This is a genomic window from Leclercia sp. UBA7405, from assembly GCF_037152215.1.
Lineage (GTDB): Bacteria > Pseudomonadota > Gammaproteobacteria > Enterobacterales > Enterobacteriaceae > Enterobacter > Enterobacter pneumoniae.
This window is the reverse complement of sequence record NZ_JBBCMR010000002.1, coordinates 423450-435881: the sequence shown is the minus strand read 5'-3', so window position 1 is coordinate 435881 and position 12432 is coordinate 423450. Positions and strand designations below refer to the sequence as shown.

Annotated in this window: 11 protein-coding genes; 7 read left to right on the top strand and 4 right to left on the bottom strand. The window is 56.6% G+C overall.

Annotation, left to right across the window (positions count from 1 at the left end; translation table 11 throughout):
- Positions 1 to 345 carry a gamma-glutamylcyclotransferase family protein gene (locus tag WFN75_RS14325; protein ID WP_040077463.1) on the top strand — a complete coding sequence of 115 codons (345 nt, stop codon included), beginning with the start codon at positions 1 to 3 and terminating at the stop codon, positions 343 to 345.
- A 52-nt stretch (positions 346 to 397) separates the two neighbouring features.
- Here the strand turns inward: WFN75_RS14325 and WFN75_RS14320 are convergent, their stop codons facing one another.
- Both WFN75_RS14320 and ppa read right to left on the bottom strand, forming a co-directional pair.
- On the bottom strand, positions 398 to 1981 hold the full coding sequence (locus WFN75_RS14320; RefSeq protein ID WP_336996385.1) for a methyl-accepting chemotaxis protein: 1584 nt from the start codon (positions 1979 to 1981) through the stop codon (positions 398 to 400).
- Positions 1982 to 2235: 254 nt separating this feature from the next.
- The gene (ppa, locus tag WFN75_RS14315) at positions 2236 to 2766 is read right to left on the bottom strand and encodes an inorganic diphosphatase (RefSeq protein WP_040077459.1); all 531 of its coding nucleotides are present in this window, start codon (positions 2764 to 2766) and stop codon (positions 2236 to 2238) included.
- A gap of 309 nt (positions 2767 to 3075) precedes the next feature.
- Between ppa and ytfQ the strand changes: the two genes are divergently transcribed.
- The 5 genes from ytfQ to WFN75_RS14290 all read left to right on the top strand — a co-directional run bounded on the left by ytfQ (position 3076) and on the right by WFN75_RS14290 (position 9267).
- Complete coding sequence (gene ytfQ, locus WFN75_RS14310; protein ID WP_046886414.1) at positions 3076 to 4032, top strand: galactofuranose ABC transporter substrate-binding protein YtfQ; 957 nt, start codon at positions 3076 to 3078, stop codon at positions 4030 to 4032.
- A gap of 46 nt (positions 4033 to 4078) precedes the next feature.
- Positions 4079 to 5581: a galactofuranose ABC transporter, ATP-binding protein YtfR gene (gene ytfR / locus WFN75_RS14305; protein ID WP_040077456.1), complete on the top strand. Its 1503-nt coding sequence runs from the start codon at positions 4079 to 4081 to the stop codon at positions 5579 to 5581.
- Positions 5582 to 5594: 13 nt separating this feature from the next.
- Positions 5595 to 6617 (top strand): galactofuranose ABC transporter, ATP-binding protein YtfT, encoded by a 1023-nt coding sequence (ytfT, locus tag WFN75_RS14300; protein ID WP_040077455.1) that lies wholly within the window; start codon positions 5595 to 5597, stop codon positions 6615 to 6617.
- Complete coding sequence (gene yjfF / locus WFN75_RS14295) at positions 6604 to 7605, top strand: galactofuranose ABC transporter, permease protein YjfF (RefSeq protein ID WP_046886415.1); 1002 nt, start codon at positions 6604 to 6606, stop codon at positions 7603 to 7605. The genes ytfT and yjfF overlap by 14 nt, the downstream gene beginning before the upstream one ends.
- Positions 7606 to 7698: 93 nt before the next feature.
- On the top strand, positions 7699 to 9267 hold the full coding sequence (locus tag WFN75_RS14290; RefSeq protein ID WP_336996384.1) for a methyl-accepting chemotaxis protein: 1569 nt from the start codon (positions 7699 to 7701) through the stop codon (positions 9265 to 9267).
- Here WFN75_RS14290 and WFN75_RS14285 read toward each other — a convergent pair.
- Positions 9242 to 9595 (bottom strand): LysR family transcriptional regulator, encoded by a 354-nt coding sequence (locus WFN75_RS14285; RefSeq protein WP_052452801.1) that lies wholly within the window; start codon positions 9593 to 9595, stop codon positions 9242 to 9244. The genes WFN75_RS14290 and WFN75_RS14285 overlap by 26 nt on opposite strands.
- A 249-nt stretch (positions 9596 to 9844) precedes the next feature.
- Positions 9845 to 10843 (bottom strand): class 1 fructose-bisphosphatase, encoded by a 999-nt coding sequence (fbp, locus tag WFN75_RS14280; RefSeq protein ID WP_040077452.1) that lies wholly within the window; start codon positions 10841 to 10843, stop codon positions 9845 to 9847.
- Between the two features lie 199 nt (positions 10844 to 11042).
- Here fbp and mpl point away from each other — a divergent pair, with 199 nt between their 5' ends.
- Positions 11043 to 12413, top strand: coding sequence for a UDP-N-acetylmuramate:L-alanyl-gamma-D-glutamyl-meso-diaminopimelate ligase (mpl, locus tag WFN75_RS14275; RefSeq protein ID WP_336996383.1), 1371 nt, complete (start codon positions 11043 to 11045; stop codon positions 12411 to 12413).
- Positions 12414 to 12432: the final 19 nt, after the last annotated feature.

Genomic DNA, 12432 nt, shown 5'->3' with positions numbered 1-12432 from the left:
ATGCGAATATTTGTCTACGGCAGTTTACGAACCAAGCAAGGCAACAGCCACTGGATGACCAACGCCCAGTTGCTGGGTAATTACAATGTCGAGAACTACCAGTTGTACAGTCTGGGCCACTATCCAGGCGCGGTTCCGGGAAACGGAACGGTACAAGGTGAGGTCTACCGCATTGATAATGCCACGCTAGCCGAACTTGATGCCTTGCGCACCAGGGGCGGTGAATATGCACGCCAGTTAATCCAGACGCCATACGGGAGTGCATGGATGTACGTGTACCAACGTCCGGTCGAAGGCTTAACGCTGATTGAAAGCGGCAATTGGTTAGACAGAGATCAGTACTGACCCCGCTTGAAGATTGAAATGAACAACGCCACCCTCGGGTGGCGTTGTTTTTTTAATTCCCTTCCTGGCGCAGCTTAAAGATCTGCACCGTGTCCAGCAGCTGCTCCGCCTGGCGGTGCATGGCTCTGGCCGCGGCTGAGGACTCCTGCGAGAGCGTCGCATTCTGCTGCGTGGCGGTGTCCATATGGGTGACTGCCACGTTGACCTGGTCGATTCCGGTGCTCTGTTCGTGGCTGGCATGAGAAATCGCCTCGATCAGCTCGCTCACTTTACTCACGCTGTGCAGGATATCTGCCATTGCCGCGCCGGCCTCTTTCACCTGACCGTTCCCTTCGTCGATGCGACTGACCGAGCGGTCGATCAACACCCGAATCTCTTTCGCCGCAGCCGCGGAGCGTTGCGCCAGGGCGCGCACTTCGGCCGCCACCACCGCAAAGCCTCGCCCTTCGCTACCGGCACGGGCGGCTTCGACGGCGGCGTTCAGCGCCAGAATATTGGTCTGGAAGGCGATACTGTCGATCATGCTAATAATGGTATTGATTTCGCTAGAGAAGTTATGAATCTCGTTCATGGTCTGTACCGCGCGTTCCACCGCTTGCTCACCCTGCCGGGCTACCTGATGGGCGCTACGGGCGAGATCGCTGGCAGTCTGCGAATTCTCCGCGTTGCTCTTCACCACCGACGTCAACTCCTCCATCGAGGCGGCTGTCTGTTCCAGCGCGCTGGCCTGGGCTTCATTTCGCGAAGAGAGCTCATGGCTACCGCTGGCAATTTGTGCCGAGGCGGTGGCAATGGTCTCGGTGCCGCTACGCACCCCAGAGACAATGCGCGTCAGATTGACGTTCATCTCCTGCAGTGCGCGCATCAGTTCGGCGGTCTCATCGCGACCGGCAATGGTAAAGCGTGACTGCAAATCGCCGGCCGCCACGGTGCGGGCAATGCTCACCGCCTGTGCCAGCGGGCGGGTAATACTGCGAATCAGCCACCAGGTTACCAGCAGCCCCGCCGCGAGCGTCAACGCCATGGCCAGCAGGAGCATCCAGCGCGTCTCCTGAAAGCGCGCCTGGTTCTGGGCAATGGTGTGCTGGTGGAGCGCTTTTGCGTGGGCCAGCGTTTGGGCAACCACCTCGTCGATCCTTTTTGTCGGCTCGCGGTCAATGCCGGTCACCTGTTTATCCACCTCCTGTGCGCTGGTCACATCACCCACCCGATAGGTGTTCAGCGCCGACAGATACTGCTGCTGCAGCCCGGCGTGGATCGCCCGTGTCGCCAGCACCTGCTGGTTATCCATCCCGATTTTCGGCAGCAGTTCGCTCAGGTGCGTTAAGAGCGCCTGGGTGTTCTGGCTCTCGCGAATAAAGGCCGCTTTATATTTATCGAACGCCTCCTGTCCCTGAGCGCCGCGCAGCAGAGTGTTCTTCCACTCCTGAACCTGGATCTTGAACTGCACCTGCGCATTACGCGCGGTATCAATGCTCTCGGTAATGGTCTGTTCCATCGTCATAATCTGTTCATTCTGCGTCAGGCTGTTGCTGTTTATCGCCAGCCCACGCAAACCGATAAATAGCGTCGCAAGCAGGAGCAGCGAGGCCAGCAGCCCCAGTCGTTGGCCGATGGTGAGTGTGTTGAGTTTCATCTGTAGCGGGGATTCCCTGTAGGTAATAAAGCGATCGCGATCACGTCCCGAAGATATCGACCCGCCTCAGGCAGACTTTATGGCAGTAACCCGGCATTAGGGCAGGGGGAAAGCGCTATCTAATTAATACTGATAGGGAAAAGTGCTTTGTGACAATTTCGTGACATTTCACTTTGGCGGGGGGGCAGAGGCGAGGCTCAGGTATACAGGCAAAAAAAACCCCGACGTATCGGGGTCTTATAATCAGGAAAGCATTACTTCTTCGCTGCGCGCTCGAAGGAGGCAACGATCTCAGCTTTCGCCGCTTCTGCGTTGTCCCAGCCGTCAACTTTAACCCATTTGCCTTTCTCGAGATCTTTGTAGTGCTCGAAGAAGTGGGAGATCTGCGCTTTCAGCAGCTCTGGCAGGTCGTTCACATCTTTAATGTGATCGTACTCTTTGCTCAGTTTGGTGTGCGGTACGGCAACCAGCTTCGCATCTTCGCCCGCTTCGTCAGTCATTTTCAGTACGCCAACCGGACGGCAGCGAATCACTGAGCCTGGCTGCAGTGGGTACGGCGTAGGGACCAGAACGTCAACCGGGTCACCATCCAGAGACAGGGTGTTATTGATGTAGCCGTAGTTGCACGGATAGAACATCGCGGTAGACATGAAACGGTCAACAAACAGTGCGCCGGTGTCTTTGTCGATTTCGTATTTGATCGGATCGGCGTTAGCCGGGATTTCGATAACTACATAGATGTCTTCTGGCAGTTCTTTACCCGCAGGGACGTTGAGTAAGCTCATGTCTGTGTCCTATAAAATGATTGGCAAACAAGTGGCGAGTATTATAGCCAACTCACGCTGAATGTCTTTTCCTGTTTTTGTCTCTTCTGCCTGCTCAGGGCCCTTTTCAGCCTCTTCTCATGACAGGAATGTCCATAAACTCAGCCGCATTTTTAATGGTTCGATGAAAGCGATTACAAACTTGTGATTAACGTTTTATTCACTTTTCCGAAGTGTGATGTAACGCAATCTGTAACACCTGCCATTGGCTATAGTTTGTTCGCAGAACACCTTTTACCCAACAATAAACTACCCTACGAGGACGTTCTTATGTGGAAGCGCTTACTTCTCGTCACAGCAGTTTCGGCAGCCATGTCGTCTATGGCAATGGCCGCCCCTTTAACCGTAGGATTCTCGCAGGTCGGCTCTGAGTCCGGCTGGCGCGCCGCTGAGACCAGCGTCGCCAAAAGCGAGGCGGAGAAACGCGGCATTACGCTGAAGGTTGCCGACGGCCAGCAAAAGCAGGAAAACCAGATCAAAGCTGTGCGTTCGTTTATCGCGCAGGGCGTTGACGCCATCTTCATCGCGCCGGTGGTGGCGACCGGCTGGGAACCGGTTTTGAAAGAGGCAAAAGACGCTGAAATTCCGGTCTTCTTGCTCGACCGATCAGTGGACGTCAAAGACAAATCTCTCTATATGACCACCGTCACCGCCAACAACGTTCTGGAAGGACAATTAATAGGCGAATGGCTGATCAAAGAGGTCAACGGCAAGCCCTGTAACGTAGTGGAGCTGCAGGGGACCGTGGGTGCCAGCGTCGCCATTGATCGTAAGAAGGGCTTCGCCGAGGCCATCGCCAAAGCGCCAAACATTAAAATCATCCGCTCTCAGTCCGGCGACTTTACCCGTAGTAAAGGTAAAGAGGTCATGGAGAGCTTTATCAAAGCGGAAAACAACGGCAAGAACATCTGCATGGTTTACGCCCATAACGATGACATGGTGATCGGGGCTATTCAGGCCATCAAAGAGGCGGGTCTGAAGCCAGGTAAAGATATCCTCACCGGCTCCATCGACGGCGTACCGGATATCTATAAAGCGATGATCGACGGTGAAGCCAATGCCAGCGTCGAGCTGACGCCGAACATGGCGGGTCCGGCATTCGACGCGCTGGAAAAATTCAAGAAAGACGGCACTCTGCCAGAAAAAGTCACCATCACCAAGTCCACTCTCTATCTGCCTGATACTGCAAAAGAAGAGTTAGAGAAAAAGAAAAATATGGGCTATTGAGTCTTTACTTCCCTCTCCCCCGTTGGGGAGAGGGTGAGAGAACACTATGACAACTGACCAACATCAGGAAATCCTTCGCACTGAGGGGCTCTGTAAATACTTCCCCGGCGTCAAAGCGCTGGATGGCGTCGACTTTAGTCTGCGTCGCGGGGAGATCATGGCGCTGCTGGGTGAAAACGGCGCCGGCAAATCGACCCTCATCAAGGCGCTGACCGGGGTCTATCATGCCGACCGGGGTACCATCTGGCTGGAAGGGAACGCCATCTCTCCGAAAAATACGGCCCATGCCCAGCAGCTGGGGATTGGCACGGTCTACCAGGAGGTGAATCTGCTGCCGAACATGTCGGTGGCCGATAATCTGTTTATTGGTCGGGAACCCAGACGCTTTGGCCTGCTACGCCGCAAAGAGATGGAGGCGCGCGCCACCCGGCTGATGGAATCTTATGGCTTCTCGCTCGACGTGCGCGAGCCGCTCAACCGCTTTTCCGTGGCGATGCAGCAAATCGTCGCCATCTGCCGTGCTATCGACCTCTCGGCGAAGGTACTGATCCTCGACGAGCCCACCGCCAGCCTGGATACCCAGGAGGTCGAAATGCTCTTCACCCTGATGCGCCAGCTGCGCGACCAAGGGGTGAGCCTGATTTTCGTCACCCACTTCCTCGACCAGGTGTATGCGGTGAGCGACCGCATCACCGTGCTGCGTAACGGGAGCTTTGTCGGTTGCCGCGAAACCCGCGAGCTGCCGCAGATCGAGCTGGTAAAAATGATGCTGGGGCGCGAGCTCGACACCCATGCGTTACAACGCGCGGGCCGCACGCTGTTAAGCGATAAACCCGTGGCGGCATTTAAGGACTACGGTAAAAAAGGGACCATTGCGCCGTTCGATCTGGAGGTTCGTCCCGGTGAGATCGTCGGCCTGGCGGGGCTGTTAGGCTCCGGGCGCACCGAAACCGCTGAAGTGATTTTTGGCATTAAGCCTGCCGATAGCGGTACGGCCCTGATCAAGGGCAAGCCGCAGACCTTGCGATCTCCCCATCACGCCTCCTGTCTGGGGATTGGCTTCTGCCCGGAAGATCGTAAAACCGACGGCATTATTGCCGCCGCCTCGGTACGGGAAAATATCATTCTGGCGCTACAGGCCCAGCGCGGCTGGCTGCGCCCGATCCCGCGTAAAGAGCAGAACGCCATTGCCGAGCGCTTTATCCGCCAGCTAGGGATCCGCACCCCCAGCGCCGAGCAGCCCATTGAATTCCTCTCCGGCGGTAATCAGCAAAAAGTGCTGCTCTCCCGCTGGCTTCTCACCAAACCGCAATTCCTGATCCTCGATGAGCCCACGCGTGGCATCGACGTGGGGGCGCATGCGGAGATCATTCGCCTGATCGAAACCCTGTGTGCCGACGGGCTGGCGCTGCTGGTCATCTCGTCCGAACTGGAGGAGCTGGTGGGTTACGCCGATCGCGTCATCATTATGCGCGATCGCAAGCAGGTGGCAGAGATCCCGCTGGATGCGCTTTCCGTTCCGGCAATTATGAATGCCATCGCGGCATAAGGAGACCAGCGTGATGTCTCGTACAGTCCCCCAAACCGGGCAGCCCAAACGCCGTTTTTCCTGGCCCACCGGCATGCCGCAAATTATCGCGCTCCTGCTGGTATTGGTGGTCGATAGCCTTGTGGCGCCGCATTTCTTTCAGATTGTGTTGCAGGATGGCCGTCTGTTCGGCAGCCCGATTGATATTTTAAACCGCGCCGCGCCGGTGGCGCTGCTGGCCATCGGGATGACGCTGGTGATCGCCACCGGCGGCATTGACCTGTCGGTCGGGGCGGTGATGGCGATCGCGGGCGCGACCGCCGCCTCAATGACGGTGGCCGGACATAGCCTGCCGGTGGTGCTGCTGGTGACGCTGGGCACCGGCGTGCTGGCAGGGCTATGGAACGGTGTGCTGGTGGCGATCCTCAAAATCCAGCCCTTCGTGGCAACCTTAATCTTGATGGTGGCCGGACGCGGAGTGGCGCAGTTGATCACCTCCGGGCAGATCGTCACCTTTAATGCACCGAACCTGGCCTGGATCGGCAGCGGCTCGCTGCTCTTCTTCCCGACTCCGGTGATCATTGTGGTGGTCACGCTGATCGCCTTCTGGCTCTTTACCCGCAAAACGGCCCTCGGCATGTTTATCGAAGCGGTGGGGATTAACATTCGCGCCGCAAAAAACGCCGGGGTCAGTACCCGCCTGATGGTGATGCTGACGTACGTGCTGAGCGGCGTCTGTGCAGCCATTGCCGGGGTGATTGTCGCGGCAGATATACGCGGCGCCGATGCGAATAACGCCGGCCTCTGGCTGGAGCTGGACGCCATTCTGGCGGTGGTCATTGGCGGCGGCTCGCTGATGGGCGGGCGCTTTAACCTGCTGCTGTCGGTAATTGGTGCACTGATTATTCAGGGGATGAACACCGGGATCCTGCTGTCAGGATTCCCGCCGGAGCTCAATCAGGTGGTGAAAGCGGTGGTCGTGCTCTGCGTGCTGATCGTCCAGTCACCGCGCTTTATCAGTATAATTAAGGGGATGCGTGGTCATGATAAAACGTAACTTACCGCTAATGATCACCCTCGGCGTCTTTGTGCTGGGGTATCTCTACTGCCTGACGCAATTCCCCGGCTTTGCCTCTACGCGGGTCATTTGCAACATCCTGACGGATAATGCGTTTCTTGGCATTATTGCAGTGGGGATGACCTTTGTGATCCTCTCCGGCGGGATTGATCTTTCGGTCGGCTCGGTGATCGCCTTCACCGGCGTCTTTCTCGCCAAGGCGATCGGCTTCTGGGGGATCTCACCGCTGCTGGCGTTCCCACTGGTGCTGATCATGGGCTGTGCCTTCGGCGCTTTTATGGGGCTGCTGATCGACGCCCTGAAAATCCCGGCCTTTATCATCACCCTGGCGGGGATGTTCTTCCTGCGCGGCGTCAGTTATCTGGTCTCTGAAGAGTCGATTCCCATTAACCACCCGATCTATGACACCCTCTCCAGCCTGGCGTGGAAAATCCCCGGCGGCGGACGGCTCAGCATTCTGGGCCTGGTGATGCTGGGGGTGGTGGTGATCGGGATCTTCCTCGCGCACCGGACCCGCTTTGGTAACGAAGTTTATGCCATTGGCGGTAGCGCGACCTCAGCCAACCTGATGGGGATCTCCACCCGTAGCACCACCATTCGTATCTATATGCTCTCTACCGGGCTGGCGACGCTGGCGGGGATCGTCTTCTCCATTTATACCCAGGCGGGCTACGCGCTGGCGGGGGTTGGGGTGGAACTGGACGCCATTGCCTCTGTCGTTATCGGCGGTACGCTCTTGAGCGGCGGTGTCGGGACGGTACTGGGGACGTTGTTTGGCGTGGCAATCCAGGGGCTGATCCAGACCTATATCAACTTCGACGGCACCCTGAGTTCGTGGTGGACCAAGATTGCGATTGGCATTCTGCTGTTTGTCTTTATCGCTCTGCAGCGTGGCCTGACCGTACTCTGGGAGAACCGCCAGAGCTCACCAGTGACCCGGGTGGGCACCCCAGGAACCAGGCAGTAACCTGCTGAATTTGCGCAAAGTATAAACTTTTTCCGGTAGCGGCCGATAACCTTTCTTTCTGTCCAGATATATCTCGCTACCGGAAATAACATCATGCTTAAAACGCTATCGATTCGTACCGGCTTGCTTTCGTTACTGGCCGTTATGACCCTTCTGCTGCTGCTTGTCAGCGGTATTGGCATTTATGCCCTCACACAGAGTTCCTCCTCTTTGCAGCGCATCAACCACCTACAGGGTGAACAGCTAGTCCAGCTGAACGCGGGCTACACCCTGATCCTGCGCGCGCGCAACGAAGCGGGTCAGGCGGTTCGCATGATGGAGGTGGGGTTACTGGATGATGCCGCCAAATCGGTGAAGAACATCAACGCTGAATTCGCCCAGGCACAGAAAACATTAAAAGCCGTGATCGACGGTGGCGTGACCGATCCGCAGGGTGACGCGCTATTAAAGCGCGTTGCAGTGAGCTTTGCTGCCTATAAAGAGAAGGGGATCGCCCCGATGCAGGCTGCGCTGAATGAGCAGAGCGCCGATGCTTACTACGATCTGCTGGAAAACAGTCTGGTACCGGTGGCGCGTCAGTTTAATAACGACATGCAGGCTTTTCAGGCCTGGAGCGAAACCCGCGGCAAAGCTGAAGTGGCGGCGGTGCAGGCCAGTAAAAATCGGGTGATAATCCTCATCATCGTAGCCGCGCTGCTGACGGCGGGCATTATCGTGCTGGCCTGGCTGGCATTGCGTCATATGCTGCTGAAACCCCTCTCCAGCTCAATTGCCCAGCTGGAGCATGTGGCGGCAGGCGATCTGACCCACGCCCTGAATGCCCCGGCCAGCCAGGAGATTAACCGCCTGAATGCTGCCATCGAAATAATGCGTCAGTCCCTGATGGAGTCGGTACTGCGGGTGCGCGATGCCAGTGCGCAGATTGATACCGGCAGCCGCGAACTGACTGCGGGCAACAACCACCTGGCACAGCGGACCGAATCGACCGCGACCTCGCTGGAGCAGACGGCGGCCAGTATGGAAGAGATCACCGCCACGGTGCGGCAAAATGCCGATAATGCCGATCAGGCCCACCAGCTGGCGCAGACCGTCTCCGATACCGCTGACCGCGGTAGTGAGATGGTCTGTTATGTAATTGAGAAGATGCGCGATATCGCCGGCAGTTCTGACCGTATCGCCGATATTCTTAGCGTTATTGACGGTATCGCATTCCAGACCAATATCCTGGCGCTGAACGCCTCGGTGGAAGCGGCTCGCGCGGGTGAGCAGGGTCGGGGCTTTGCGGTCGTGGCGGGGGAAGTACGCAATCTGGCGAGCCGTAGCGCCGATGCTGCCAAAGAGATCCGCTTGCTTATTAGCGATTCTCAATCACACGTGAACGAGGGCAGCGAGCTGGCGCAGCAGGCGGGCGAGACCATGGATGAGATTGCCAACGAAGTGATGCGAATGACAAAGCTGATGCGCGAAATCGCCAGTGCTTCGCAGGAGCAGAGCCGGGGCATCGAGCAGGTCAATATTGCCGTTAGCCAGATGGATGAAACCGCACAACAAAATGCGGCGCTGGTGCAGCAATCCTCTGCGGCGACGCGCTCGCTGGAAGAGCAGTCCCGCGAACTTATCGAAGCGATGTCATCCTTTAAACTGTCGATGCAGCAGGCATAGTACGCAGGCGTTCCGCCGCGACAGGCGGCGGAACGCCCTCTACAGTTGCCACTTCCCCCGCCAGATTCTGGTGAATCAGGCTCAGCAATTTCTCCAGTTCGTTGGTCAGGCGCAGCGCTTCCGCGGTCGGTTCCAGAAACAGCCCTTTGCGCGTGAACAGCGGCTCGCTAAACAGCAAGCCAAACCGTTTTAATGCCAGGCTTACCGCAGGGCGGGACATTTTTAACCGTAATGAGGCCTTCGCCATGCTGCCGCAGCGAACCACTTCGATAAAAACAGGAATTAAATTCAGATCGATACCCGTCGATGAGCGTGAGAGATTTTTCATTAGCAGCCGGTTCCAACAAAGCGTATTTACCGGGGCAATAATGCGGGGAAGTTACCCGTAATAATAGCGAGATTTTTATATGTATTTATACTGGTTAAAATATAAATCGACGTGAAGAATTCACTCAACGCAAAGCGCGTTGTGTTTCTTTTACAGGGTAATCAAGGAAGTATCTGTTTATTGCGCGCGAAAGAAATCGCGCGGGGTGCTGACAAATAAAGGGGCTGTCGCCCCTTTTAACATTCTGCGTTACGCGTCCGGGAATTCCCGAATAAAGCGTTCAACATCGTCAACCATATGGTCATTACCCACGAAGAACGAGCGACGCTGGTGCAGACTCTCGGGTTGAATATCCAGAATACGCTCTTTGCCATCGCTGGCCTTACCGCCCGCCTGCTCTGCGAGGAAGGCCATCGGGTTGCACTCATACAGCAGACGCAGTTTCCCTTCCGGATGGCTGGCAGTGCTTGGGTAGAGGTAAATCCCGCCCTTCAGCAGGTTGCGGTGGAAATCCGCCACCAGAGAACCGATATAGCGCGAGGTATAAGGACGCTGCGTCGCTTTATCCTCTTCCTGGCAGAACTTAATGTACTTCTTCACGCCGTTCGGGAATTTAATGTAGTTCCCTTCGTTGATGGAGTAGGTGCTGCCTTTCTGCGGGAAGCGCATACGCTCCTGGCAGAGACAGAACACGCCCAGAGACGGGTCGTAGGTAAAGGCGTGCACACCGCAGCCGGTGGTGTAGACCAGCATGGTGGAGGAGCCGTAAACCACATAGCCTGCGGCCACCTGGCGATTGCCCGGCTGCAGGAAATCCTCTTCGGTGACCGGAGTGCCTACCGGGGTCACGCGACGATAAATAGAGAAGATCGTCCCGACGGAGACGTTAACGTCGATGTTGGAGGAACCATCCAGCGGATCCATCAGCACGACATATTTTGCGTGTTCACACCCTTCGAAGACCACGATCTCGTCTTCTTCTTCAGAGGCGATACCCGCCACGATGTCGCGCGCGCGCAGTGCAGCTTTCAGTTTTTCGTTCGCGAACAGATCAAGTTTCTGTTGAACCTCGCCCTGAACGTTTTCAGCACCGCTGGCACCCAGGATATCGACCAGACCGGCCTTGTTGATATCGCGATGGATGATCTTGGCGCCCAGCTTTATTGCCGACAACAAAGCAGTGAGCTCACCAGTAGCATGAGAGAACTCGTGCTGCTTTTCGACAATAAATTCACCTAACGTTTTCATAACACTTTCCCTGCATCATATGTTGAGTAAAGCGATCGGATGATGATAAAGCGGTAAAACTCCAACAATCTTAACAAATATTCAAATAGTAGCGCAGAGGTGAATCGCGCCAGCAAATTACAGATTTACCTGAAATGCGTTTCTCACCTGTTAGACATATGAGTAAAATGTGCGCCACATTGAAGAAGGATAGTGACGTATGCGCATTCATATATTGGGGATTTGTGGCACTTTCATGGGCGGACTGGCCATGCTGGCGCGCTCGCTTGGCCATGAAGTGACGGGTTCGGACGCCAATGTGTATCCGCCGATGAGCACGCTTCTGGAGAAGCAGGGCATTGATCTCATTCAGGGCTATGATGCCAGCCAGCTCGATCCGCAGCCGGATCTGGTGATCATTGGTAATGCCATGACGCGCGGTAACCCCTGCGTTGAAGCCGTGCTGGAACGCAACATTCCTTACATGTCAGGGCCGCAATGGCTACACGACTTCGTGCTGCGCGATCGCTGGGTAGTGGCCGTTGCCGGTACACATGGCAAAACCACCACCGCCGGGATGGCGACCTGGATTCTGGAAGCCTGCGGCTACAAGCCGGGCTTTGTGATCGGCGGTGTGCCGGGTAATTTCGACGTTTCTGCCCGCCTGGGCGAGAGCCCGTTCTTTGTGATCGAAGCGGATGAATATGACTGCGCGTTCTTTGATAAGCGCTCTAAGTTTGTTCACTACTGCCCGCGTACCCTGATCCTCAATAACCTTGAGTTCGATCACGCGGATATTTTCGACGACCTGAAAGCGATTCAGAAGCAGTTCCACCATCTGGTGCGCATCGTGCCGGGGCAGGGACGTATCATCTCGCCGGAGAGCGATATCAACCTGAAGCAGACGCTGGCGATGGGCTGCTGGAGCGAGCAAGAACTGGTTGGCGAGCAGGGCAAATGGCAGGCGAAAAAGCTGACCACCGACGCCTCCGAGTGGGAAGTGCTGCTCGACGGCGAAAAAGTGGGCGCAGTGAAGTGGGGCCTGGTTGGCGAACACAACATGCACAATGGCCTGATGGCGATTGCCGCCGCTCGCCACGTGGGTGTACTGCCTGCGGATGCGGCGAACGCGCTGGGTTCCTTCGTGAATGCCCGTCGTCGCCTTGAATTGCGCGGCGAAGCCAATGGCGTGACGGTCTATGACGATTTCGCGCATCACCCAACCGCGATCCTGGCGACGCTGGCAGCCCTGCGCGGCAAGGTTGGCGGTACCGCGCGTATTCTGGCGGTGCTGGAGCCTCGCTCTAACACCATGAAGATGGGGATCTGCAAAGACGATCTCGCACCGTCGTTAGGCCGTGCCGATGAGGTGTTCCTGTTGCAGCCGCAGCATATTCCGTGGCAGGTCGCGGAAGTGGCCGACGCCTGCATTCAGCCAGCGCACTGGAGCGCGGATGTGGATACCCTGGCAGAGATGGTGGTGAAAACCGCGCAGCCGGGCGATCACATTCTGGTGATGAGCAACGGCGGGTTCGGTGGGATCCATCAGAAGCTGCTGGACGGGCTGGCGAAGAAGGCGTCCGCTGAGTAAGTCACGGTAAAAATGACCC